The 26,166-nt window shown below is 38.7% G+C and carries 22 protein-coding genes, 1 tRNA gene and 1 pseudogene; 12 read left to right on the forward strand and 12 right to left on the reverse strand.

The genetic code is table 11. The features are described from left to right. On the forward strand, window positions 1-1,135 hold a 1,135-nt coding region (locus ACSHXM_RS13705; protein WP_435689335.1), incomplete at its 5' end, for a response regulator. A gap of 138 nt (window positions 1,136-1,273) precedes the next feature. Here the strand turns inward: ACSHXM_RS13705 and ACSHXM_RS13710 are convergent. Beyond that, window positions 1,274-1,585, reverse strand: a pseudogene (locus ACSHXM_RS13710) (helix-turn-helix domain-containing protein); the annotation flags it as partial. A gap of 289 nt (window positions 1,586-1,874) precedes the next feature. On the opposite strand from ACSHXM_RS13710, the gene ACSHXM_RS13715 reads away from it, so the two are divergent. From ACSHXM_RS13715 to ACSHXM_RS13745, 7 genes are all read left to right on the forward strand, one after another. Continuing rightward, window positions 1,875-2,939 carry a serine hydrolase domain-containing protein gene (locus ACSHXM_RS13715; protein ID WP_435689337.1) on the forward strand — a complete coding sequence of 355 codons (1,065 nt, stop codon included), beginning with the start codon at window positions 1,875-1,877 and terminating at the stop codon, window positions 2,937-2,939. Between the two features lie 9 nt (window positions 2,940-2,948). Then, window positions 2,949-3,353, forward strand: a complete 405-nt coding sequence (locus ACSHXM_RS13720; RefSeq protein WP_435689339.1) for a hypothetical protein — start codon at window positions 2,949-2,951, stop codon at window positions 3,351-3,353. A gap of 192 nt (window positions 3,354-3,545) precedes the next feature. Beyond that, complete coding sequence (locus tag ACSHXM_RS13725) at window positions 3,546-3,731, forward strand: hypothetical protein (RefSeq protein WP_435689341.1); 186 nt, start codon at window positions 3,546-3,548, stop codon at window positions 3,729-3,731. Window positions 3,732-3,740: 9 nt separating this feature from the next. After that, a tRNA-Leu gene (locus ACSHXM_RS13730) sits at window positions 3,741-3,825 on the forward strand. 594 nt (window positions 3,826-4,419) lie between these two features. Then, window positions 4,420-6,141, forward strand: coding sequence for a tetratricopeptide repeat-containing sulfotransferase family protein (locus ACSHXM_RS13735; protein WP_435689343.1), 1,722 nt, complete (start codon window positions 4,420-4,422; stop codon window positions 6,139-6,141). 325 nt (window positions 6,142-6,466) lie between these two features. Then, complete coding sequence (locus ACSHXM_RS13740) at window positions 6,467-6,820, forward strand: transposase (RefSeq protein WP_435689345.1); 354 nt, start codon at window positions 6,467-6,469, stop codon at window positions 6,818-6,820. A gap of 292 nt (window positions 6,821-7,112) precedes the next feature. After that, window positions 7,113-7,253, forward strand: coding sequence for a hypothetical protein (locus ACSHXM_RS13745; protein WP_435689347.1), 141 nt, complete (start codon window positions 7,113-7,115; stop codon window positions 7,251-7,253). 32 nt (window positions 7,254-7,285) lie between these two features. Here the strand turns inward: ACSHXM_RS13745 and ACSHXM_RS13750 are convergent, their stop codons facing one another. From ACSHXM_RS13750 to ACSHXM_RS13795, 10 genes are all read right to left on the reverse strand, one after another. Next, complete coding sequence (locus ACSHXM_RS13750) at window positions 7,286-7,537, reverse strand: transposase (protein WP_435689349.1); 252 nt, start codon at window positions 7,535-7,537, stop codon at window positions 7,286-7,288. 84 nt (window positions 7,538-7,621) lie between these two features. Next, window positions 7,622-7,909 carry a hypothetical protein gene (locus ACSHXM_RS13755; protein ID WP_435689351.1) on the reverse strand — a complete coding sequence of 96 codons (288 nt, stop codon included), beginning with the start codon at window positions 7,907-7,909 and terminating at the stop codon, window positions 7,622-7,624. A 44-nt stretch (window positions 7,910-7,953) separates the two neighbouring features. Further along, the gene (locus tag ACSHXM_RS13760) at window positions 7,954-8,217 is read right to left on the reverse strand and encodes an IS110 family transposase (protein WP_435689353.1); all 264 of its coding nucleotides are present in this window, start codon (window positions 8,215-8,217) and stop codon (window positions 7,954-7,956) included. A gap of 262 nt (window positions 8,218-8,479) precedes the next feature. Then, window positions 8,480-9,619 carry a molecular chaperone DnaJ gene (gene dnaJ / locus ACSHXM_RS13765; protein ID WP_435689355.1) on the reverse strand — a complete coding sequence of 380 codons (1,140 nt, stop codon included), beginning with the start codon at window positions 9,617-9,619 and terminating at the stop codon, window positions 8,480-8,482. A gap of 167 nt (window positions 9,620-9,786) precedes the next feature. Beyond that, window positions 9,787-11,721 carry a molecular chaperone DnaK gene (gene dnaK, locus ACSHXM_RS13770; RefSeq protein WP_435689357.1) on the reverse strand — a complete coding sequence of 645 codons (1,935 nt, stop codon included), beginning with the start codon at window positions 11,719-11,721 and terminating at the stop codon, window positions 9,787-9,789. Between the two features lie 147 nt (window positions 11,722-11,868). Further along, window positions 11,869-12,465 carry a nucleotide exchange factor GrpE gene (gene grpE, locus ACSHXM_RS13775; protein ID WP_435689359.1) on the reverse strand — a complete coding sequence of 199 codons (597 nt, stop codon included), beginning with the start codon at window positions 12,463-12,465 and terminating at the stop codon, window positions 11,869-11,871. Between the two features lie 200 nt (window positions 12,466-12,665). Continuing rightward, window positions 12,666-13,979 carry a putative bifunctional diguanylate cyclase/phosphodiesterase gene (locus tag ACSHXM_RS13780; RefSeq protein ID WP_435689361.1) on the reverse strand — a complete coding sequence of 438 codons (1,314 nt, stop codon included), beginning with the start codon at window positions 13,977-13,979 and terminating at the stop codon, window positions 12,666-12,668. A gap of 182 nt (window positions 13,980-14,161) precedes the next feature. After that, window positions 14,162-16,639 carry a glycogen/starch/alpha-glucan phosphorylase gene (locus tag ACSHXM_RS13785; protein WP_435689363.1) on the reverse strand — a complete coding sequence of 826 codons (2,478 nt, stop codon included), beginning with the start codon at window positions 16,637-16,639 and terminating at the stop codon, window positions 14,162-14,164. A 217-nt stretch (window positions 16,640-16,856) separates the two neighbouring features. Next, on the reverse strand, window positions 16,857-18,506 hold the full coding sequence (gene pgm, locus ACSHXM_RS13790) for a phosphoglucomutase (alpha-D-glucose-1,6-bisphosphate-dependent) (RefSeq protein WP_435689365.1): 1,650 nt from the start codon (window positions 18,504-18,506) through the stop codon (window positions 16,857-16,859). Window positions 18,507-18,532: 26 nt separating this feature from the next. Beyond that, the gene (locus ACSHXM_RS13795; RefSeq protein ID WP_435689367.1) at window positions 18,533-19,090 is read right to left on the reverse strand and encodes a Negative modulator of initiation of replication; all 558 of its coding nucleotides are present in this window, start codon (window positions 19,088-19,090) and stop codon (window positions 18,533-18,535) included. Between the two features lie 235 nt (window positions 19,091-19,325). Here ACSHXM_RS13795 and ACSHXM_RS13800 point away from each other — a divergent pair, with 235 nt between their 5' ends. From ACSHXM_RS13800 to ACSHXM_RS13815, 4 genes are all read left to right on the forward strand, one after another. Then, window positions 19,326-20,243: an AAA family ATPase gene (locus ACSHXM_RS13800; protein ID WP_435689369.1), complete on the forward strand. Its 918-nt coding sequence runs from the start codon at window positions 19,326-19,328 to the stop codon at window positions 20,241-20,243. 9 nt (window positions 20,244-20,252) lie between these two features. Beyond that, the gene (locus tag ACSHXM_RS13805; protein ID WP_435689371.1) at window positions 20,253-21,263 is read left to right on the forward strand and encodes a DUF58 domain-containing protein; all 1,011 of its coding nucleotides are present in this window, start codon (window positions 20,253-20,255) and stop codon (window positions 21,261-21,263) included. A 12-nt stretch (window positions 21,264-21,275) separates the two neighbouring features. After that, complete coding sequence (locus ACSHXM_RS13810) at window positions 21,276-23,345, forward strand: transglutaminaseTgpA domain-containing protein (protein WP_435689373.1); 2,070 nt, start codon at window positions 21,276-21,278, stop codon at window positions 23,343-23,345. A gap of 114 nt (window positions 23,346-23,459) precedes the next feature. Beyond that, the gene (locus ACSHXM_RS13815) at window positions 23,460-25,046 is read left to right on the forward strand and encodes an ABC-F family ATPase (RefSeq protein ID WP_435689375.1); all 1,587 of its coding nucleotides are present in this window, start codon (window positions 23,460-23,462) and stop codon (window positions 25,044-25,046) included. A 60-nt stretch (window positions 25,047-25,106) separates the two neighbouring features. Here the strand turns inward: ACSHXM_RS13815 and ACSHXM_RS13820 are convergent. Then, on the reverse strand, window positions 25,107-26,166 hold a 1,060-nt coding region (locus ACSHXM_RS13820; protein WP_435689377.1), incomplete at its 5' end, for a glycoside hydrolase.

A 26,166-nucleotide genomic window follows, 5' to 3' on the forward strand; every position in this document is an offset into this window, starting at 1 on the left:
GTTACAAAATGAGGATGGCCAAGACTTCTTAACGTATCAAATCGAAGATACGGGCATTGGTTTAACTGCAGCTCAACAATCGAAGTTATTTCAACGTTTCACCCAAGCAGACGAAGCCACAACAAGAAAATATGGGGGAACTGGTTTAGGATTAGCAATAACTAAATTGTTAATTGATTTAATGCAAGGTCGCATCGACATCAAAAGTCGTATTAAGCAAGGTTCTACTTTTACGGTACGACTTCCTTCTGCTATATCTCACACAAACAAACCTAATAAAACCAGTTATAAAGGTTTAAAGGTATTGTTACTAGAAGACTACCCTTTAAGCCAAGAAGTCATACAAAATATGGCTTTGTATTTTGAAACAGAAATAGACATTGCCAGTACCGTATCAGAAGCTATAAATTTGGTAAGTGTTAACTCATATAACTTAACACTTGTTGATTGGAACCTAAAAACGGAAAGTGGAATTGATTTCATAAATAAGGTTAACAGCCACGGCTTTAAAACCGGGTTATTAGTTATCTGCAGCGCATACAGTAAAGAATATATCCAAAATAGTTCTGGCATACAGTTCTCAGGAGACTATTTATCAAAACCTCTAACCTTAGCCCATTTCGAAGAAGTGTTAGACAAATCAAAACACAGAAATGCAACGGACTATATTCCCCCCAAATTAATAACAAAAACAGCTGTTAAGCCAACAACCGTTACAGAAAAAGAAACGACGCCTGTCAAACAACAAAAAGTACTGCTTGTTGAAGACAATGAAATAAACCAAATAATTGTCACTGAGATATTAAGTAACTTGGGACTATCCGTTGATTTAGCCACAAATGGCGAAGAAGCAATTGAGGCTTTAAACCATAACCAATACAAATTGGTATTGATGGATATTCAAATGCCAGTTTTAGATGGCATAGAAGCCACTAAAATTTTACGCCAGCAACATACTAATGAGGAACTTCCAATTTACGCTTTAACCGCAAATGTCACTGAAGAAGACATCAATAATTATACAAAAATTGGCATGAACGGCCATTTAAGCAAACCTTACGAACAACAGAAAATAAGAGAAGTAGTGAGCCTGTATTACCAAATTACGAATGATAACCCGGATTTAATTATTTAACCTTGCCTAGCTAATTTCGCGTAATTAACGAAGTAAATATAAACTTTCCTGCTGAAAGAATAAATAACCTGAGTACTGGATAAGAAGTATCGACCAAGTTAAATTTAATGCGATAATTCAATAACTTAGTGACACACGCCCACCATTTCGATTCACCTCTCTAGATACCGTGGAAGGTGCTCGATTAAGTTTTTTCGCTATTTGACGAATTGACAATTGTGATGATAGACCACGAGATATTTCTTCTCTTTCAGAGTGAGTTAAAGACGATGCGGCTCTTGTTTTGGGTGGAGGCCTTATTCCGCCTTCCCGCGAAATAATCCTCTGTATTCCTGTATGAAATCTATCAAACATTTTTCCAATGTCATGTAAGGAACCACCTTGCTAATATCGATCCCATATTAAAGCTCTTTGTTGTGCATTGTAGTAAATCTTTTTTCTTCTCTTCATAGCAACGCATCCGCTTTTTCTAAGTATAGCGTTGCGCTGACCGATTGAACTCACAACCCAAAGCGGACCAAACAACTTATTGATTCGAACGGTAACCTTTGTCACAAATGATACGTTTCAGCGAACCTGCTCCGCAGTTTCATATGGATAATTTTGTTATTACGACAGTGTGAATATAGCCTTGTCTAAAGGGTGGACATTAACTACAAAAAGTATTCAAATTTTCATATTAGTAGAACTTACCTTTATTCAATGAGTCTTAAGTCAATGTAATAAAACAAGGATAGTCATGTTTAATACTTCTAAATGTAAAAGTAATATTCTTTATTTTGTTTTCTCGTTTGGACTTAGTCTTAGCTGCGTAGCTTCAAATTTCGATGCCAAAACTCAAGATGAATGGCTGCTTCAGACGCATAAAGTACATAATTTGGCAGGTATGACGGCCGTAATAGTGCAAGACGGTAAGGTTGTATTTAACCGGTCTTATGGTGTAATTGATGTTGAAACTAATGTGGCAACTACACCACAGCATTTATTTCATATGGCGTCTGTATCTAAACCTGTTGTTGCTGTAGCCATTATGCAACTAGTTGAGCGAGGAAAAATTAAACTTGATGCTCCGGTTACCCAGTACTTACCCTACTTTAAACTCGATGACACTAGGCTTAATAAAGTAACAATTAAAAACCTATTAACACATACATCTGTTATGCCAGATGTAAATGATTATCAATGGAAGACGCCTCAAACTGACGAGAAAGCATTAGAACGTTTTGTGAACCAACAAGCGAATGTAAAGTTACTCTCTGACCCAGAGGAACAATGGAGTTATAGCAATATTGGTTATGAAATATTAGGGGATGTCATCGCTAAAGTATCTGGTATGTCTTTTGAAAGTTATGTCAAAAGACATATTTTCACTCTCTTAGGTATGAAACGCAGCACATTTTTACGTAGTGATGTACCTGAAAACCTCCGAGTAAAAGCGCATAGTGGAATTTTCAAAACGTTTGCTCTAGATTATTACCCTTACAACCGTAGTCATGCCCCTAGTAGCACATATCACACTAACGGTGATGAATTGGCAATGTGGCTAAAAGCGTTCTCCAATGAAAAACGATTAGTTGAAACAGGTATTCTCAAAGCTGAAACAATCAAAAAAATGTGGTCAGTACCTTACGGAGAACGCCAAGATTGGGGAATGGCATTAGGTTGGTTTAAAAAGACTAATGATGAAAGGACAACATACTACCACGACGGAAGTGATGATGGATTTAAAGCTTATATGGCTGTTTACGGCGATAGAGATGCAGGATATGGACTCATGGCGAATAAAGAACTTGTACCTATCTGACTGATAGTAATGGCTATACAGCAAGCAACAGAAAACCAACCGTTACCATCAATTCCTAGGTTAACTGAAGAACAAAAAGTAGCCAATCTTTTTTATACTAAAGGCAACAGTGCAATAGTCAGTTATTTTGGCAAAGTACTAAAAGAGAGTAGGAATAAGGATGACTTAGATCCGGTCTATCATTTACTTTACGGTTTGTTCCTCTCTAATTCTTTTCAACAACTAGAAAGTTTAGGTGAAGCTTTAATTGCTAGCTACGATGATCAACTTTTACTTTATGTAGGGAATGCTAAATATGAGTTAAATAAAATTGATGAGGCAATGAATCTTGCTAAAAAAGCGTTAAGTAAGCAGCCTAATGATGCTTCTGCATTAAGGTTAATCAGAAAGATAAAGGATAAAACAAAGCGTTAACACCACGCAGGAGATGATAAAAATAAGCAACCAGTCCCCATTCTTTTAAAAAGTATCAATGTCTGGCTACGGTTGTACAACGGCGACTCATTGCACTTAGGCGAGATATCAGCTTCACTCCCAAAGCGGACCAAATAACTTAACAGATTAAACGATACGAATAATTTAACTTTGTTCTGCCCCCTATATACATTGTTTTTCGTTATTAGTCTTATTTTAGGTAATCAGACTGCAGACAAAGAAAAAGGTGGTGACGAATGGCAAAACCTTGAAGCTCAAGTAGTTGAAGCCGTTGAGACTGATGTACCCGCTGCCACACCAGCTCCAGAGTCTGACGTACCAGCAGCAGAACCAGAAGAAAACGACGTACCTAATTAATCTAAATTTGCGGATGTGGCGGAATTGGTAGACACTCAGCCTTGAGGGGGCTGTGGCTTAGGCCTTGGGAGTTCGAGTCTCCCCATCCGCACCAAATTTTAAAAGGCCTTGGTATAAGACTTTTTTTATTGAGGCAAAGCATGTGCTTCGCACACACGGGCATGGCTTCGCCACAAAAATTAAACTAGCATTTACAATGACTGTCTCTTTAATTATGGTTACCAACAGCTTATTATCCAAATAATAAGAGCATTGTTATTCCTGCAGCTACAAAACATAGGTTTTGGGGATTACATAAACGTCCAAACGACTTTAAAGAAACTGAAATTGATACCCTTTGGGAAAATGTCGACAGCCAATTTTGGAGGGAAGTACTATCTGACTTTTTACCGAAAATTAACAAACATATTGTTAGTTTGGAAGGTTTAGATGAATAAAACTATTGTAACGAGGACGAATGGATAAGCACCACTCCGATAGCCCATTACACTAGTTATATTTATTAGGATGTAGTTACACATCATATCTCACATAGGTTTTACTCATGACACTACTGTATTCACAAGTTGAAATTGTACAGCCTTGAGTGAACATGACCCACCTCACAACAATATTATTATTTCTGGGCTAATCTTCACTTTTACAATATGATTACGCTCATATAAAAAATATTCCTCAATGGTGCCTAATGACAGAAAAAAAAATACTGAAATTACAAAAATACATAGCTGAAAAGAAGTATTTAAAAGTAAAATCAGAGGCAGAAAAACTAATAAAGAAGCAAAGTTACTTAGTGCCTGCATTGCACCTTAGAGCTCAGGCTTTAGTACACTTGCATCGTATTGACGAAGCGCTTTGCGATTTAAAAAAAGCGATAATAGCTGAGCCTAATTACTATCCTGCATTACAAAACTTCGCAGGTATAATGTTAATGCAATGCAACTATGATAGTGCATTAACATACTGTCGTAGAGCGCTCGAAATTTCCCCTAATGATCCCAATAGCTTAATGCTTCTTGGTGATATATTTCTTGGTTCTGGCAATAATAATAAGGCAATTTTAGCTTATAAAGATGCCTATTTTAAAAATTTACGAACAGAAAAACTACTCCGTCAACTTGTTAAATCATTACTGCTAGACGGTCGCATTGAAGAAGCACAAGACTTTTTAAATATTATCCCAAAAGATAGCTTTATGCGAATGAAGGCACAATTGGATTTATTTATTGAGAAAGGCGAAGTAGAACAAGGACTTTTACTGGCAAACGAATTAGTGACACATAAAGAAGTTGAGACATCAGAACTCATTCAATCATATAAAGAACTAGGTGATATGGTTAGCGCCAAAAATTTAGCATTAAGTTATAGAGACACGGCCTTGCCAGAATCTGCCTTGCAGATTATTCAGTTTGGTGGCGTAAATGAGCAATGGTTAGAGCAATACATTAGTAACTACCCAGAAGCGAAAATCGCCCCTAAATATAAAAAACAGTATTTAACTTCTATTGCTTCTTATTATAAGACAAAAGATCAGAAAAAGTGGTTTGACTATATTAGTAAAAGAAATCATTACTCACTAAGCTTAAATGAAAAATTCGATATCGATAATGAACTGAACCTCTTGGAACAGGTGATAAAGGCTCATCAACAAGTAGAGCTGAAATCAACGTGTTCTCCCAATAAAACACCTATTTTTATTGTCGGCATGCCTCGTTCAGGCACAACGCTAACAGAAACAATTATCGGTACCCATAGTCAGTGTTTTCCTATTGGTGAATCATCTGGATTAAAGGTAGCTTTAAATAATGGAAATACACCTACTTCCTTAGATAGTCAATTACGTTATTTAGATGACCTATCAAACCTCGATTTAAATAAAGTCGGTGAAGACTACTTACGCTTAGTAAGAAATTACTCCAGAACAGCGAATCACCTAGTCGATAAAATGCCGAACAACTTTCTACACATCGGTGATATTATTAAGGTTTTTCCTAATGCAAAGATAATTCATTGCCGACGAAATCCAATAAATACCTGTATTTCGATTTTTGAACAAGGCTTCTCAAGTTTTCATGATTATGGCAATAGTTTAGAGACATTAATTCCTTATTATAAGAAATACCAAAAAATAATGGATTATTGGCAGAGTTCACTCGCTGAAGGAAGTTTTTACCAGCTTGATTATGAGGCACTTACCGCAGCCCCTGAAGATGAAGTGCGTAAATTATTTGCATATTGTCAGCTACCTTTTGAGCAGCAATGTTTGGATTTTCATCAGCAAAAACGTACGGTGAAAACAGCCTCAATTGAACAAGTAAGGCAAGCAATATATCCGTCTAAAAATCGTTGGACTGAAATCGAACAACAACTTAAGCCATTACTAGATGCGTTTCCCGAGTATATTTCGTAACTTGCCATCTTGGGCTACCTAAACTGTTGTGATAAATACGATAATTAAAGGAGTAATAGTTACTTTTAGTTGATTATTCCTTATATTAATTAAAGGAAATAAGTAATAAGGTACATCCCGAAATTAGCCATATTTTGATAACTCAACTAATCAAAGGGGGCGGTGACAAATAACAATACCACTCATTTAGCTTTGTTGATCTTCCTCGTTTCAATGCTTGCTCTATTTGTTGTTGAAATTTACTGTCACCTAATGGCATTGAAAAGTTGCGGTTTGTTGGATTTTATCAATAACGTGTAAACTTATTTCTGTAGAAAATAATTCTTTGTATGCATTACAGCGTGTGTTGTTTGCCACACATATCACTAAAAAAGCAGGCTACAACAAACAGACGGCACAAACGGGTGCGGTCACACTGATCCAACGATTTGGCTCAGCCCTGAATTTAAATATCCATTTTCATACGCTCTACCTCGATGGCGTATATGCCGAAGATAACTATGGCAAAACGCGTTTTCACCCGATAAAAGCCCCGACAAAAAGTGAACTGAATAGTCTTACTCACCGCATTAGCCAGCGTGTGGCTGGTTTACTTGAGCGCGAGGGCTTATTAGTGAGGGATGATGACAATGACTACCTGGCTATGGATGGGCTGGAAAATCAAAGGGGTAACCCATAAGTCAGCCGTTGTCAATGGTGCAATAAAGCCCGGATCGCTTTTTAACAAACATTAGCGTTTGTGTACTCTGTAGCGTGTTCCGGCTTTTATTCGCTAATATATTTTTCTATTGGTCGTGCTGGATAAATTATCCGCAACAGTCAGCCATCTGGCTCTAGTTCTTGGCCTGTTAAGGCCAATTTCCCACGCACATTGTGCGCCACAAATACGTCAGTTCCTCATGTTATCCAATGCGCTTAACGCACAGAGAATGTGGTTAGGCATTTGCCTTCCAGACCCGAAGTGGCTTAACATGCGGGCGAATAAATTAAGTCCGGTATCACCCTCCATTCAAGAAAACACTGGTTTATTATCCAACCCCAAATACTGGCTGAATGATACTGGGAAACTAGCTAAAGGCACGTTCGATATTGAAGGCCTGTTTATTCGTTAACATATGAAATACCACTCTGGCGATTTTATGGGCTACCGCCCTAATCGCGACAATGCCATTGCGCTTTTGTTTTTTCGCTCGCAAAAACGTTTGGCTTTGGCATCAAACCGAACTAGATAATGAGCAGCTTCTGAAAAAGCCCATGACAAATATTTATTACCTGCTTTACGGTTACCTGTACCTTTCTTTTTGCCGTTACTTTCACGGATACTGTTAACACAACGACAATAAGAGGCGTAATTACCTGCGACAGAAAACCGATTAATGTCTCCTGTTTCCAACATAATAGTTAAGCCTAAAATAGGGCCAATACCGGTCACCGTTGTGAGCAGTTTGAATTCATCTTTAAGCTCAACTGCTTCCAGCGTTTATTTTTCAATAATGGCAATCTGTTTATCTAACGCTTTAAGCATAGTTAGATTGCTATTAGCGGAATGATATAAAAACCTGTCAAGCTCAAAAGGTAACGTAAAGGTCTTTTTACGAATATCGACACAGTTGACGCGATATCCCAACGAGCGCCAGATTTGATTTTGAATGCTAATTATATGGCTAGATGCATGCTTTACTAATTGCCGTCTACGACGCAATAAGTCTCGCACTTGTCGATATTCAGATGGATAAATATGGCCAGTAGGTAATATTCCTAATCGCATTAAATGCGCTAGATGAAAGGCATCCTGATGGTCACCACTGTATTTTAAGCCATCGTATTGTTAACCGCAGCTGTGTTAACCAACTCTACTTGGTAACCATGTTCTATTAGGCCATCCACTAACCAATACCAGTTAAAAGTAGATTCAATAGCCACCGATTTTATCTGTTCTTTGTAAGGCGCAAGCAGCGCAAGTGTGGCGTTCAAATTGTTGTCGATACGCTTATCCATAACCTTGTTATCCTCTTCATCGATGACAACCACGACGTGATTGTTTGAATGTAAGTCAATGCCCGAGTAAAATGACATAACAGCCTCCCGTTTGTGATGGTTTGAGCACCTTTAGCATAGCCGAACATGTACTCGGAGGCTGACTTGAGGATTTTCAGTGACGTTGATTTGTTAAAGCTTGAATATTCGTAATTGGGTCGTGAGTTCAACAACTCAAAGCCGTCATACACCTTGATTGTATCTCTGTAGCTTTTGATTTTCCTGCGAATGAAACCTACGAAAATAAAAAAGCCGCTGTTAAAAAATAACAGCGGCTTTTACATTCGTTAAATGACACGTTCTAGTTAGTTAAGTCATCAAAAAACTTTTTAACGCCATCAAAAAAACCACTTTCTTTAGGTCGATTTTTTGCCACGTCTTTGCCAGTACCCATAGATGATTCTAATTCATCTAACAGTTCTTTTTGACGTTTGCTTAAGTTTACTGGGGTTTCGATAACCACTTTACAAATCAAGTCGCCAACACTGCCACTACGTACAGATTTCACACCTTTATTACGTAGACGGAACATTTTACCAGTTTGGGTTTCAGCCGTAACTTTAAGTTTAACTTTGCCTTCTAAGGTAGGGACTTCGATTTCACCACCTAATGCAGCACGAGTGAAGCTTAATGGTACTTCGCAATATAGATTATTACCTTCTCGGGTAAAGATATTGTGATCACGTACGTGGATTTGTACATATAAATCACCAGAAGGCGCACCATTTTCTCCAGCTTCACCACCACCGGTAGAACGGATACGATCACCTGTATCAACCCCTGGAGGTACTTTCACTGATAATGTTTTGGTTTTCTCAACTCGCCCTTGACCATGACAAGGCTTACAAGGATCTGAGATGATTTTACCTTTACCTGAACACGTTGGGCAGGTTTGCTGAACAGCAAAGAATCCTTGGCGCATTTGTACTTGCCCTTGTCCATGACAAGTATTACACGTTTTAGCACTAGAACCTTTCTTTGCACCAGAGCCATCACAGGTTTCACAACTGGCTAAAGTAGGAACGCGGATTTCAACCGTTTTTCCTTTAACCGCTTCTTCCAGTGATAATTCTAAGTTGTATTGTAAGTCTGACCCTTGGCGAGCACGAGACTGGCGTCCACCGCCTCCTCTGCCACCACCAAAGATGTCACCAAACACATCGCCAAATATGTCACCGAAATCTGCACCATGGCCTCCACCACCGCCACGATTAGGATCAACACCAGCATGACCATATTGATCATAAGCAGCACGTTTTTGCGAATCAGTTAAGATTTCGTGCGCCTCTTGCACTTCTTTAAACTTTTCTTCTAAAGCTTTGTCACCTTGAGTTCTATCTGGGTGATACTTCATCGCTAGGCGTTTATAAGCCTTTTTTAATTCGCGCTCGGTGGCACTTTTGTCCACTCCCAGCACTTCATAATAATCTCGCTTTGACATCTTGCTTCGTTATCCTGCGGTGTATGTAGATGCTCAAATCAACGGTTTGATAGATTTGAATGACTACTATTTTTATTAATTCTTAAAACAAACAAGGCGCAGTCAGTGTAACCTGCTGCGCCAAGTTAGGTTGATCATGTAAATATCAACCTAGAAGCTAAATAAGATTACTTCTTATCGTCTTCTTTTACTTCTTCAAACTCAGCGTCTACCACATCATCATCTTGTGGAGCAGCACCTGCGTCAGTTGGCTCTGGACCAGCGCCAGCAGCACCTTCGGCAGCGGCTTTAGCTTGAGCAACTTCCATTAACTTAGCAGACGCTTCGATAAGCTCTTGAGTTTTAGCTTCAATTGCTTCTTTGTCACCTTCTTTCACTGCTTCTTCAAGAGCAACTACAGCGGTTTCAATTTGCGCTTTATCTTCTTCACTCAACGCATCGCCAGCTTCTTCTACTTGCTTACGTGTGCCGTGGATCATGCCATCTGCTTGGTTACGCGCTTGAACAAGTTCTTCAAACTTAGCATCCGCATCTTTATTCGCTTCAGCATCTTGAACCATTTGTTCAATTTCATCGTCGCTCAAACCAGATGAAGCTTGGATAGTGATTTTTTGCTCTTTACCTGTATCTTTATCTTTAGCAGACACATGTAAAATACCATCAGCATCAATATCAAATGTCACTTCGATTTGAGGTGCACCGCGCTGTGCAGGACGAATACCTTCAAGGTTAAATTGACCTAGAGATTTATTACCAGACGCTTGCTTACGCTCACCTTGAAGACAGTGAATGGTTACCGCTGCTTGGTTATCTTCAGCAGTCGAGAATGTCTGTGACTTTTTGGTCGGAACAGTGGTATTTTTCTCGATTAGCGCAGTCATTACGCCACCCATTGTTTCGATACCAAGTGATAATGGTGTTACATCAAGTAACAATACATCTTTTACATCACCAGACAATACACCACCTTGAATCGCAGCACCTACGGCAACGGCTTCATCAGGGTTAACGTCTTTACGAGGTTCTTTACCAAAGAATTCAGTTACATGCTTCTGAACTAATGGCATACGAGTTTGACCACCTACCAAGATAACATCATTGATGTCACTCACCGATAAGTCAGCATCCGCCAGAGCTTGTTTAAGCGGTTCTAATGTTGCCTTAACCATGTCTTCAACTAATGACTCTAACTTAGCACGTGTTAATTTGATGGTTAAATGTTTAGGACCTGAAGCATCTGCAGTGATGTAAGGTAAGTTAACTTCGGTCTGTTGTGCAGAAGAAAGTTCAATCTTAGCTTTTTCACCAGCTTCTTTAAGACGTTGCATAGCAAGTGGGTCTTGACGTAAGTCCATGCCAGAGTCTTTCTTAAACTCTTCAACTAAATAGTTAATCACTTTGTTATCAAAGTCTTCACCACCTAGGTGAGTGTCACCATTAGTAGCTAGTACTTCAAAAGTATGTTCGCCATCAGCTTCATCAATCTCAATGATAGAGATATCAAACGTACCACCACCTAAGTCATATACAGCAACAACACTGTCGCCTTTTTTCTTATCCATGCCGTATGCAAGAGCAGCAGCAGTAGGTTCGTTAATAATACGTTTTACTTCAAGACCAGCAATACGGCCTGCATCTTTAGTCGCTTGACGTTGCGAATCGTTAAAATATGCAGGAACTGTGATAACAGCTGCGTCAACTTCTTCACCTAAATAGTCTTCAGCTGTTTTCTTCATCTTTTTCAACACTTCAGCAGAAATTTGCGGTGGCGCCATTTTTTCGCCTTTCGCTTCTACCCAAGCATCACCGTTATCGGCTTTAGCAATGTTGAAAGGCATGATGTCGATATCACGCTGAACTTCTTTATCTTCCCAACGACGTCCAATTAAACGCTTGATAGCGAATAACGTATTTTGTGGGTTAGTGACCGCTTGGCGTTTAGCCGGTTGACCAACTAGAATTTCACCTTCGTTGCTATAAGCGATAATTGAAGGAGTAGTACGATCCCCTTCAGCATTTTCAATAACTTTGGCTTTTTCGCCGTCTAGTACTGCTACACACGAGTTAGTAGTACCTAAATCAATTCCAATGATTCTACCCATTAGTTTGTCTCCAAAAAATTTTTCTTAAAAGCTTGTACACTTTGTGGGGTTATTATTGAGCTTTTCAATCTTTTGACTAAAAAAACTTCATAAAACCGTCATTATTTTACTGTTTATTCTTAATTCACCTTTTTAGGCAAATCGTCACTATGCTTGGGTATCAACTCCGCCATCTGGCGCCCGTGTTACCATTACCATAGCTGGACGTAATAAACGGCCATTAATCTCATAACCTTTTTGCATCACGGCTAATACGGTATTAGGTGGTAACTCTGCATTTTCTTGCATTGACATAGCTTGATGTTGTTCAGGATTAAATGGTTGACCTTGAGGGTCAATCACAGTCATTCCAAACTTTTCAATTGTGTTTACAAAAGACTTAAGGGTTAAATCAACACCATCTAGAATAGGTTTAATCGCTTCATCTTCAGGGTTTGCGACTTGTAATGCTCGTTCTAAATTGTCGGCAACAGGTAACAATTCGCCAGCAAATTTTTCTAGAGCAAATTTACGCGCTTTATCAATTTCGCCTTGTGCACGTTTACGTGCATTATCTGCATCTGCAATAGCTCGCATAACTGAATCTTTTTGATCTGTGAACTTTGTTTCAGCAGCTATAACAGCCGCTTCTAATTCAATAATTCGTTGTTGATCTTCAGTTAACTCTTCGGCGACTTCTTCAGCACCTGATTCTACTTCTTGTGGTTCAACTATCTCTTCAGGAGACTGTTTTTCGTCACTCATGAATTCCTCCAGCCTTGTCAGGCAAATAACAAAATAAATTAGTATTTGCTGGCTAAAATGGGGATGGAATAATGCAATTCAAGGATCAATATCTAATCCAGTAAAAATTAATCACAAAGCGACTGATTAATCGTTATTTGAGGTGGTTAATAGTAGGAAAATAAACGGATGGAAATTGGAAAGAAGTGATTTATAAAGCTTTAGGAAACGTACTGTTGTCTAGAAAAAGAAGAGCCTACGGCCATGTCTTTATTGGCTAATTCAATAAACTCACTTAAGCAAACTGCCTTAGAAAATAAAAAGCCTTGTCCATGAACAATGCCTATTTCTCTTAAAATGTGAAGGTGATGAATGTTTTCAATGCCTTCGGCGACTAACTCACAATTAGCTGCTTGGGCGATTAATAAACTGGCTTCAACTATTGCTTTGTTAATGGGGTTTTGATCAATTTCCATTATGAAAGACTTATCAATTTTGATGGTATCAATCTCAATATTTCGCATGTATCCCAAGTTAGAATACCCTTTACCGAAGTCATCAATCGCTATTGCGATGCCTAATTCACGAATTTTTGATAATTGTTTTTTCACTAGTAATGAATTAGATAAAGCCACATCTTCGGTTAGCTCTAATTCAAATTGAGACAATTTGACGCCATACAGGTTAGACATACTGACTAAAGTATCGGCGAAATCCAGATCATATAATTGAGTGGGTGACATATTCACCGACATTTTTAAGTTTAACCCCGCTTTATTCAATTGTGCGGCACCTTTAAATGCAGCATCTAATACCCAATACCCGACTTCATTCATCATATTGTATGATTCGGCGGCTTCGATTAATGGGCCAGGGAACAACACGCCATCTAAAGGGTGATTCCACCTCAATAGACATTCGGCTCCAGTTATTTTCAACGTATTGAGTTCAACTTTAGGTTGATAATATATTTCTAATTCATGGCGATTTAATGCCCGAGTTAAGTCTGCTTTTAAGGTTAATGAACGACCTGTTTGATCATTTTTAACTTCATTAACATATTGAAAATTATCAAATTTATTTGATTTAGCTTGTTTTAAAGCCATTTCAGCTAACGAGAAAAAACTATTAATATTGGTATTGTTATCGGGATTACTAGCGACGCCCACGTTAAAATCAACCATGAATGCATGATCATTACATTGAATAGGGGTTTTAAAGTGATCAACTAGGTGGGTATAGAAACGTTTTAATTTTTCAGCGGAATAATTTCCTGATAAGACTAAACCAAAAATGTCGCCACTAATTCTGCCGAACACAGCCTCATTACCAGAAAGATAAACAATACGATTGGCTATTTCTAGTAAAATTCTATCGCCAAATTCGTAACCAAAACTACTACTCACATCAGAAAAACGGACTACATCAACCAAAAATAAACTCTGACGGCTATCATCTAACAACAACTGCTCTATCTCATCCAAAAACGCATAACGATTCGGGATTGTCGTCAAAGATTTATGTGACTTTTGCATTAAATAATTTAGTCCTATATACAACTAATAAAGTTGACTAAATTTCCCTATTTAAGTCAAAACAAAGAATGTAACAAATATCACATAAACCAAAACCTAAAACTTTTATCATTGACAACTTAGCTCAAGGGTTAAAAAAATACCTTTAAACTTTAGTTCTATATACTAAAATGGTTACAAATTTACTCTACCGTACATGGCTTTAATTTCCAAAATTTTTGCACATAATCTTGAATTGAGCGGTCTGAGGTGAATTTCCCCATGTGAGCAGTATTTAAAATTGCCATTTTTGCCCACAGCTGTTTATTCTCATAAGCTTTGTCTACTTTAATTTGAGCCTCTGAATAAGAGTTAAAGTCTGCTAATACCTTATAAGGATCACCCCCTTCTAATAAACTATTTTTAATTGAGCTTAATGCGCCGGGTTCACCTGGAGTAAAATAATCAGTATCAAGCCAGTCTAAAACAGCCTTAATCTCGGCGTTGTTATTATAGAGCTCATTTGATTGGTAACCTTGCTCGTCTAACGTTTGGATTTCATCGACTGTTAGACCAAATATAAATATATTGTCATCCCCTACTTCTTCAGCGATTTCGATATTTGCACCATCTAACGTGCCTATCGTTAATGCTCCGTTCAAGGCTAATTTCATATTTCCAGTGCCAGAAGCTTCTTTACCCGCTGTGGATATTTGTTCTGATACGTCAGCTGCAGGGATCATTTTTTCGGCCAAACTCACACGATAATTGGGAAGGAACACAACTTTAAGTTTGTCCTGAACACGTTTATCACTGTTGATACGAGTAGCAACTTTGTTTATCGCATAAATTATATCTTTGGCTAATGTATAACCTGGAGCCGCTTTTGCACCAAATAAGAATACTCTAGGTTGCATTTTATAGTCAGGTTTTTCCAATATTCGACGATATAAAGCCAAAATATGTAGCAGGTTAAGGTGTTGCCTTTTATATTCGTGTAAGCGCTTAATCTGCACATCAAATATCGCATCAGGATTTATATTTATCCCCGTTAATGACAACACCTCTTTGGCTAAATCGACTTTATTGGCATGTTTAACCTGCATAAATTGTTGCTGAAAATCAGCGTCTTGCGCATAACGCTCTAATTGTGCCAATTTGTCTAAACGTAACGGCCAATCATCTCCTACTTTTTCACTGATGAGCTGAGACAATCTAGGATTACAAGCTTTTAACCAGCGCCGGGGGGTGATACCGTTTGTGACATTGGTCAATTTTTCTGGCCACATTTGATGAAACTGCGGGAACAAGTTTTTCTTTACCAGCGCAGAGTGAATTTCTGCTACTCCGTTTACCGCAAACGCACCGATGACAGACAAATTCCCCATACGCACCATTTTTTCATGGCCTTCTTCGATGATGGATAAATTTTGTTTTACATTATTATCACCAGGCCAAAACGCCTCTACTTCATCCATAAACCTTTGATTTATTTCATAGATAATTTCCATATGCCTTGGCAGGATTTTTTCAATCATACGCACTGGCCACTTCTCTAAGGCTTCTGGTAAAAGTGTATGATTAGTATAAGCGAATGTTTTGCTGGAGATTTCCCATGCGGCATCCCACTCTAATTGCGCCCTATCGACCAAGATTCGCATTAACTCAGGGATAGCAATGGCCGGATGAGTGTCGTTTAATTGGATCACCACCTGTTCAGAGAAGTACTTCCAATCGTCTCCGTTGGCGCGTTTATAGCGACGAATAATGTCTTTTAATGAACAAGCACTAAAAAAGTACTGTTGGATTAAACGTAATTCTTTGCCTGCTTCTGTCTCGTCATTTGGGTAAAGTACTTTGGATATGGTTTCGGCTTGCACGTTTTCTTTTTGAGCATCGACATAACCACCAGCATTAAACACGTCCCAATTGAAATAGTCCGAAGCCTGACTTTGCCATAGGCGCAAAACATTCACTGTTTTGCCACCATAACCCACAACAGGAATATCCCAAGGTAGACCTTTGACTATCAGCCCAGGATGCCACTCTTTTTGTATTTCCCCCTTGTCAGAGAGTTTAGTTTCCACGTATCCAAATAGAGATATTTCTTGAATTGACTCTGGGCGGCATATCTCCCAGGGGTTGCCGTAATCTCGCCAACTATCTGGGCGTTCGATTTGTGCACCATTTTGAATATCTTGACGAAACAAGCCGTGTTCGTAATGCAAACCGTATCCCACAGCAGGCAGGTCTAAGGTTGCTAAGGAATCGATAAAACAAGCGGCAAGCCGTCCTAATCCACCATTGCCCAGCGCCATATCAGGCTCTTCTTCCATAATGTCAGGCAAATGCACACCTAACTCCAATAAAGCCTGTTCTGTGTGTTCAAATAAACCTAAATTATGTAGGTTATTCGACATTAAACGCCCCATTAAAAATTCAGCAGAAAAATAATGAACAGCTCGGGTATCGTTTAAATAATGGGATTTCTGGGTCTTACGTAATTGTTCTAAAACATGTTCTTGAACTGATGCGCAGGTAGCTTTATACCAAGCATGATTATTGGCTTTGTTTTCATCAGTGCCTAAAGAGCAATGCAAATGACGAACAATGGCATTTTTAATAAGATCTTTATCTGAATTCAAAGTAGTCGACCGACTTTTTTTAGCTTTACTGCTCATACATCCCTCAAATTAATTATCTACCCTACCCGCAAAAAAGGTTTTTATCAGGTGTTACACCTTATCCGTATTAATACGTGCCCTTTTCTATTCAACTATTTGTAGCAGCTTTTTCCTAATCATTTTGTTAAAAATGCGTTAATTACAAACAAAAAAGGCGATTTCCTATAAAGAAATCGCCTTGTTAATAACTCAAATTAATTTTCAATCGCTGAGACTACACGCCTGCCGACTTAAAAACACTATCAACTAAAGCTTGTGCTTCTTCAATCAATTGTTGTAAATGATCTTGTCCATTAAAACTTTCTGCATAGATTTTATAGACATCTTCAGTACCAGATGGACGTGCTGCAAACCAACCATTTTCAGTGCTCACTTTAACGCCGCCGATTGCTGCATTATTGCCAGGAGCGTGGGTTTGAATATTAATAATTGCTTCACCAGCTAGTTCAGTAGACTGTATGACACTTTTATCCATTTTACTCAAAACTTGTTTTTGCGCATGGTTAGTCGCCACATCAATTCGAGTATAAACAGGCGCCGAAAACTTCTCAGTCAACTCAGCATAATGTTCACCCGGATCTTTACCTGTTACGGCTATGATTTCAGCAGCTAATAGACACAAGATAATACCGTCTTTATCTGTCGCCCAAGGTTTACCATTACGACGCAAGAAAATACCGCCAGCACTTTCTTCACCGGCAAACCCAATTTCTTGATTCAGTAAACCACCCACAAACCATTTAAAACCAACGGGCATCTCTGCTAAATCACGGCCTAAACTTTTTACAACACGATCAATCATGCTGCTAGAGACTAAGGTTTTACCTACTTTTACATCTTGTGGCCAATCGGTTCTATGTTGATATAAATAATTGATTGCAACAGCAAGATAGTGATTTGGATTCATTAACCCCGCTTTTTTAGTCACTATGCCGTGACGGTCAAAATCTGGATCATTACCAAATGCTAAATCAAACTTGTCTTTTAGGTCGATTAACCCGGCCATCGCGTATGGAGAAGAACAATCCATACGAATTTTACCGTCTTTATCTCGACGCATAAATCCAAATTGGTGATCAACATCACGATTAACGACTTCAATATTAATGCCGTAATGAGTAGCAATTCGATCCCAATAACCTAAACCTGCACCACCTAATGGGTCAGTACCTAAAACCAAGCCTGCTTTAGCAATAGCTTGCATATCAATCACTTGATCAAGTTGAGCAATATAGTTATTAGCAAAGTCGACTTCTTTTACCAAATCAGAATTATACGCATCAACTAATGCAATTCTTTTTACGTCAGCCATGTCATTAACAATAATTTGATTGGCTCGTAATTGAATTTGGTTTGTTACATCACTGTCGGCCGGACCACCATGTGGCGGGTTATATTTAAAACCACCATCTTCAGGGGGATTATGAGAAGGTGTAATTACCACTCCGTCAGCAAGAACGTCTGAATTATCATTATGATCTAAAATTGCGTGGGAAATCACAGGCGTTGGCGTATAACCACGATCTTCTTGCACAACCAAAGACACTCCATTAGCAACTAAAACCTCAACCGCTGTCGAAAAAGCAGCTTCAGACAAGGCATGCGTGTCCATGCCCATAAACAGTGGACCTGTAATATTTTGTTGATGACGATACTCAGCTAATGCTTGGCAAATAGCGGCAATATGCGTGTCGGTAAAAGTATTTAAAAAGGCACTACCTCTATGCCCAGAGGTCCCAAATGACACACATTGACTAGCATTTTCTTTATCCGGTTTATTGGTATAATAAGCACTGATTAATCTTGCTACATTTACCAATTGTTCTTTTGACGCGGGTTTTCCAGCTTCTGGGTGTAGGGCCATAACATTCTCTTAGTAAATTAAAATAATTAAATATGTTCAGGAGCAAACAAGCTCACTAAACGATCTACCTCTTGCTCTTCAAAGCCAATGACTTGCGCCACTTCTTTAAGCATATTGATTTTTTTAACGGTATTATTATTGGTGATAACCCAATATTCTGAACCAGGCACGTTTTTAGGATTAGTACTGCTACCAGTTTCTAGAAGTGTATCTTTATTTGTTGCAAAGTAAGTTCGATTGCGACCACTCATACCTAACACTTTTGAAAAAGCACTAGTATGATGTTTGTGCATGACAGACAAAACTAATAACCACCTTTCTACCATTTTAGGAATAGTTAATAACTGCTGGCCTTCTAACTCCTGAATAACCGCTAGGGCATCACATTCTTGGTCAGCTTGTTGATTTTCAATAACGTCAGTAACTAATGGTTCTGTAGTACTTTCAGGTGAAGTAGAGGAAGCAACAGGAACCGAACCAGGCATTACCATTCTACGTAAAATATCAGAAGCGCTTTCACCTATATGTTGAGTGTTTGCGGCAATAAAGTGGTACAGGTCGTCATCAATTTCTATGCTTTTCATTAAACTACTTATCTAAGAACAAAATAAAAATGTAATTATACGGATTGATTGAATCAATTCATCGATTAATTTGGTCTTATCAGTAATTCAAATTAATAAGCGCCAATATCTCTGAGTTTAAGCTCGTATATTTTTTACCAGAAGGGTATGACATATACAACTTAACCTTTTGTTTTTATAGGCTAATATATTAATGGTAACGACCCCTTAAAAAATTAAGGTACAAAATTTTATTATGCAAACTCAGTTAAACCAAGCGATAGAAAAAACTTGCCAAATATTAATCGGCAAACAACAACAGGTAAAACTTGCTCTCACCTGTTTGTTAGCTGACGGGCACTTATTAATTGAAGATTTACCTGGCATGGGCAAAACCACTTTATCTCACACTTTGGCTAGGGTGCTTGGCCTAAATTACTCTCGCATCCAGTTTACATCCGACTTGTTACCCGCAGACATATTGGGTATCAGTATTTTTGATAATAAAGATCAAAGCTTCCAATTTCACCCGGGCCCCATTTTTAATCAATTAGTGTTAGCCGACGAAATCAATCGAGCTAGTCCAAAAACTCAAAGCGCTTTATTGGAAGCCATGGAAGAAGGCCAAGTTAGTATAGACGGAGAAACTCGGCCATTGCCCTCGCCATTTTTTGTTATTGGTACGCAAAATCCTATCCATCAATCTGGCACCTATCCTTTACCCGAATCTCAACTTGATCGTTTTTTAATGCGTATTCAACTCGGCTATCCTGATCTAGAAGCTGAGAAGAAAATGTTAATAAGCCAAATAAATAATTCAGATGACTCAATTCAAGCTGTAATGACCATTGAACAATTCCAACAAGCCACAAAACTAGCCAAACAAGTACATGCATCGGATCCTGTTTTAGATTACATATTACGATTAGTTACCTTTAGTAGAGAGAGTCAAAAATTTGCAAACCCCTTATCTCCTCGCGCATCAAAAGCAATATTGGCAGCAGCTAGAGCTTGGGCATATTTGAGCAACCGAGACTATTTAATTCCTGAAGATGTGCAAGCCATTCTGCCAGCTGTTGCTGAACACAGGTTAAGAAGTGCATCTAGCGACTTCAGTCTAGAAGGCAGTTTAAGCCAGTTGTTGTTAGAAAGTATCGACCCAATTGCTGCTTAACAAATTTCCATGAGCATAATTTCAAAATTAACAAACAAATGGTTAAACCAACGGATCCCTGCGGCTTTAAAATATAAGTTAAACCATAAAAATATTTTTATATTTCCCTCTAAATTTGGTGCCTTATTTTTATCGTTATGTATGTTGTTATTTTTACTCGGCACCAATTACCAAAATAACCTGATGTTACTTCTGTGTTATTTTTTGTTGGCGTTATTTTTAGTCAATCTATTTGCCAGTTACATCAACTTTTCCCACGTGCTATTACAACAAGGAAAATCATCCCAAGTATTTGTGGGCGACAACTTGCACTTACCTTTATGGTTAAATGCAGATCAAAGTGCTGAACAAAACCCTGACGGCCAACTCTTTTTTAAATTCAAAAAAGAGACTAAAAACAGTCCCATTGCTGTCACTACAATTGATACCAATGCTTACCACAATCCAGTCACTTTACATTATCCTTGTGAAAAACGAGGAAAATTAACCTTACCCAGGATCACTGTAAGTAGTTACTTTCCACTCGGACTTTTTAAGTGCTGGACCCACCTAGCCTTTAATCAGCAAATTACCGTTTTTCCAAAACCCGTACCTTGTCGTGTGGAGTTATCAAATAAAAATAATACCAAACAACAAAAAACGAACTCGCTTGGACAAGAACAAAACGGCCATGATGACTTCTCTCATTTAAAAGCCTATCAAGTGGGCGAATCTTTGCACCACATAGCTTGGAAACAAGTCGCAAAAGGCAGAGGTATGGTAAGCAAGCAGTTTTCGAGTTTAACCAACCAAACAGCATGGTTAAGCCTGCCTAATCAACATTCAAGTGCAGCAGGCTCTGAACAAGAATTTGAATTAACGATCAGTAAACTCACCTATCAAGTCATCGAACTATCCCGTAAAGATCAAGTATTTGGCCTAGATTTAGGCGCAACCAGTATCGCTCCCAATTCGGGACTTGCCCACACCGAAGCTTGCTTAACGGCCTTAGCTTTGATTTCACCCACCTTTGTTTCTTAGAGAGAACTGAATATGAAACAAAACATACAGGGGCAGACTACAAGAATTAGCTTAATACTGATCACAGTAGAGCTAAGTCTTGTAAGTTTTAGTTTATTTGACTCTGTATTAGCTTGGGTTTTATTAATTGTGGCCTGCGCAGCTATCATGCGGGGGGCTATTTATTTTAATTTTCATAAACATTTCCCTTCGATACGTACCTTAAATTTATTGGCCTTACTCTGTGCATTAGGTCTGATTTATTCTGGTATGTCTCTGGGATTGTTAATTGGAATGGTGAACTTATTGGTATTAGCTTGCGCATTAAAATTAATGCAGGTGCGTACTCAAAGAGACGTGTATCAACTTATTCTAAGTTTATTTTTCTTAATTGGTTGCGGCTTTATATTTAATCAAACAATTGTATTTAGTATATTTTATTGTGTTATGAGTTTTTTACTTTTATTGAGTTTAGCCACTCATCATGCGCCAAACATTCAATTCAAAACACAAATAATACGCGTACTTAAGTTAAGTGTTCAAGCCGCCCCAATTGGTGTTTTATTATTTATGGTATTGCCGCAACTGCCTCCCCTTTGGCAAACCCCTAAGTCAAAAAATATGGAAACAGGTTTATCTGAACAAATCACTCCGGGGGATATCGCTTCTTTATCTCAATCTAGTAAGTTAGCCTTTCGAGCGACATTTAATCATTCCGTCCCCACAACCTCGGCCAGATATTGGCGAGCCATAGTGATGGAAGATTTTGATGGTAAAACCTGGAAAGTCCATGCTCTTAGAAAAAAAGTTAGGGCACAACAACTTGCTGCAAATCTAGAGTATTCACCAATATTGAGGGGCAGTTATCTTGATTACCAAGTAATAGCCGAACCTACTCATCAAAATTGGTTGTTTGCTCTCGATTTAGCCACACCTAATGGAAATGCCAGTAACGCAGAAATATTCCAAAGTAATGACTTTAAATTAATTAGTCATCAAAAGTTAGTTAGTCAATATCAATACAAGGTACGTTCATACCCTCAAGCCATCAAAGCACAAACTTTCAGCCAATTAGATCAACAACTCAATCTGTCGGTACCACAAAATAGTAATCCGCAAACACGCGACTGGATAAACCAATTGCGAGCACAACACCCTTCTAATAAAAGTTTTATTCAAGCGGTTTTAGCCCATTTCACAAGCAATCCGTTTCAATATACCTTGACCCCACCTTTGATGTTTACCGATCCTGTTGATCAATTCTTATTCGATAAGCAAGCGGGTTTTTGTAGTCATTACGCCAGTGCGTTGGCTTTTAGTTTACGCCTTGGCGGTATCCCAGCACGTATTGTGACAGGTTACCAAGGAGGGGAAGTTGTCAAAAATAACGATCAAACCAGCTACGTCAGCGTATACCAATATGATGCCCACGCATGGGTAGAAGTATGGCAACAAGACACAGGCTGGCTCCGAGTCGACCCCACGGCTTTGGTATCGCCAGATAGAATTAATTTAGGGCTTCGTGAAGCCATGTCAGATGAAGGTTCGTTTTTAGCGGATTCGCCATTTGCTTTAGCCCGATTGACAGACATCCCTTGGTTAAACAATATTCGATTACTGCTCGCAGATGTAGATTATAATTGGAGTCGCTGGATATTAGGGTTTAACCAACAAAGTCAGCGAGAATTGTTTAAGAGTATTCTCGGAAAAATCACCCCAAACAGTATGTCCTTATTGGGTTTAGGCATTACCGCCGTGATTGTTTTGTTGTTAACTTTATATTTTATTCCCCACTGGTTAGCCGGTAGAGCGGATAAAACCCAAAGATACTATCAACAAGCGATAACTTTATTTAATAAACACCAACAGGTACGTATGACATGGCAAGGACCAGAAGACTTTAGTCAATACGTCAAACAAAATTATCCGACTAAAATATCCACACCTTTACAAAACTTAACGAAATTATTTGTTCGCATTAAATATCAAAATGTAAACGCCAGTAACCAAGGGCAATTAAGTATTAAAAATTGCCAGAGAATGATGGCGAAAGAATTACGAAAACTAAAAGCCGAACTTTCTTCTTTTACAAAACGCGCTTAGCGACTTTAGGCATTTTGTGGCATAATCCCGCGCAATTTTTATTGCCCAGCGAAACACGTCAAGTTAAAGACGCTTAACGGGCAATTTACAGCTAATTTTTATTGGGGTACTACCTTGCTTACTACTGCGAATATTACTATTCAATTTGGCGCTAAGCCTTTATTTGAAAATGTGTCTGCCAAATTTGGCAATGGCAATAAATACGGCCTAATTGGCGCCAATGGTTGTGGTAAATCCACCTTTATGAAAATTATTGGTGGAGATCTAGAAGCCACCTCAGGCAACGTATCAACTGATCCGGGTGAGCGCATTGGTAAACTGAAACAAGATCAGTTCGCCTACGAAGAATATAGTGTTATCGACACTGTGGTTATGGGTCATAACGAACTATGGAAAGTCAAGGAAGAACGTGACGCCATATACGCTAATCCTGAAATGACCGAAGAAGACGGCATTCGCGTAGCCGATTTAGAATCAGAATTTGCTGAAATGGACGGTTATACCGCTGAGTCTCGAGCCGGGGAACTACTAATTGGAGTCGGTATTCCTGTAGAGCAACATTTTGGCCCTATGAGTGAAATTGCACCGGGTTGGAAATTACGAGTGTTACTGGCTCAAGTCCTGTTTTCAGATCCAGATATCATGTTACTTGACGAACCCACCAACAACTTGGACATTAACACCATACGTTGGTTAGAAACGGTTTTAAACGAACGTAACTGTACAATGATCATTATCTCGCACGATAGGCACTTTTTAAATTCTGTTTGTACACACATGGCTGATATCGACTACGGCGAAATTCGATTATTCCCGGGCAATTACGATGAATATATGACAGCAGCTACGTTGTCCAGAGAACGTTTATTATCAGATAATGCCAAGAAAAAAGCACAGATATCAGAATTAAAAGCGTTTGTTAGTCGCTTCTCGGCAAATGCTTCTAAATCTAAACAAGCCACATCTCGGGCTAAACAAATCGATAAAATTGAGATCCAAGAAGTCAAACCTTCTAGTCGTCAAAATCCCTACATTCGCTTTGAACAAGAAAAGAAATTACACAGATTGGCCCTTGAAGCAGAAGGTTTAGCCAAAACTTATGATGAAGAGTTATTCAAAAACCTAGATCTTATGATCGAAGTAGGTGAACGAGTGGCCGTTATCGGGCCAAATGGAGCAGGTAAAACCACTTTATTAAAATGTTTAGTGGGTGACACAGACCTAACTGCAGGTCACATCAAATGGTCAGATAATTCTAACATCGGCTACTATGCTCAGGATCACGCTGATGATTTTGAAAAAGACATGACTTTGATGGATTGGATGTATCAATGGGCACAAGAAGGTGACGACGAACAAGTCATGCGCGGTACCTTAGGCCGTTTATTGTTTTCCCAAAACGACATTACTAAATCGACCAAAGTAATATCCGGTGGTGAACAAGGCAGAATGTTATTTGGTAAGTTGATGCTTCAAAAACCTAACATTTTGTTGATGGACGAACCCACTAACCATTTAGATATGGAATCAATCGAGTCGTTAAACTTAGCCTTAGAAAACTACCAAGGAACCTTGATATTTGTCAGCCACGACCGTGAATTTGTTAGCTCATTAGCCACGCGTATTATTGAGATAACTCCGGAGGGTATTGTGGACTTCAAAGGCGATTACGAAAGTTACTTAGCCAGCCAAGGGGTTTAAAAACCCGCTAAACAACAATAAAAAACATAACAAGCACCCTTGGCAACAAGTGGTGCTTTTTTATTTTGAAAGACTTTTGGCTTGCCAACTCACCTGTTTACCATTACTTAAAAAAGCCACGACTGAAGCTTTAGGGATAAGTTGATTTTCAACTTTCAGGTCTTCTTTGATTGAAAAATTAGCAATAATTTTACTGCCATCACTAAAACTAGTTTGTTGTAACCTCCCTTTATCGTCTAACCATCTAAAATCCGTTAAAGCTTTATCCCATAACAAAGAATGGATCGGATAAAAGCCATCTTGATAATGTTTTAATGCTTTAATTCGTGGCGCAGTTTTAGTCTTTGAGTCTTCCCGACTTAAGTGCACCATAGCCGGTGTGTTGTATAACATAGACAACAAATCACGAGTTATTTTCACATCAGAAAACTTAAGGCTGTCAAACAACCAATGATGGCTATTGATGACTTCATCATGAAATACAGTTTGGTATAACGGCACTTTAAATTCAGGTGAAAAAAGCAAGGTTTTGTATGGCTCTTTCACCTTAGCTGATTTAAAGAAAACAGCCGGCCGATCATCCGGATACCAAGCACCCAAATAATAGGGAGATTGTCGATCACGTTTCATATCAGGGTCTCGCCAACCAAACCCCAAAGTCACCATGCCATGCGCAAACGCTACCCCTTGCGTGGTTAGTGCATTACCATCTTCAGATCCTAATACTACGCCTTGTTGGGATATCCAATCCATACGTTGATTAAAGGCGCTCAACATCTGTAATTCACTCATGCCTTGTTTATGTGAATAATCTTCTCTGGCCATGGCGGTAGCATCAACGTCGAGAAACAAACTATTAAAACGGCCATAATGCAAAATGTCTTTGACACGTTGTTCTACATAATCTCGCCTACAGGCAGGATTTAAATAAAAACCATTACCTTGAAACCCTTTTACATTTTTACCATCGGCTCCTTGAATAGCACAGTCAATACGCATGTCATCAGGTAACTGCGCCGTTAACCAACTGTCATTTACGCCCTTTGCAATCCCCGTATTGTACGAGTCGTAAGTACCGACTAAATACCCAGCATTTTTTGCCTGGTCGACAACCTGTGGT

This window comes from Paraglaciecola sp. (assembly GCF_051252315.1).
Classification (GTDB): domain Bacteria; phylum Pseudomonadota; class Gammaproteobacteria; order Enterobacterales; family Alteromonadaceae; genus Paraglaciecola.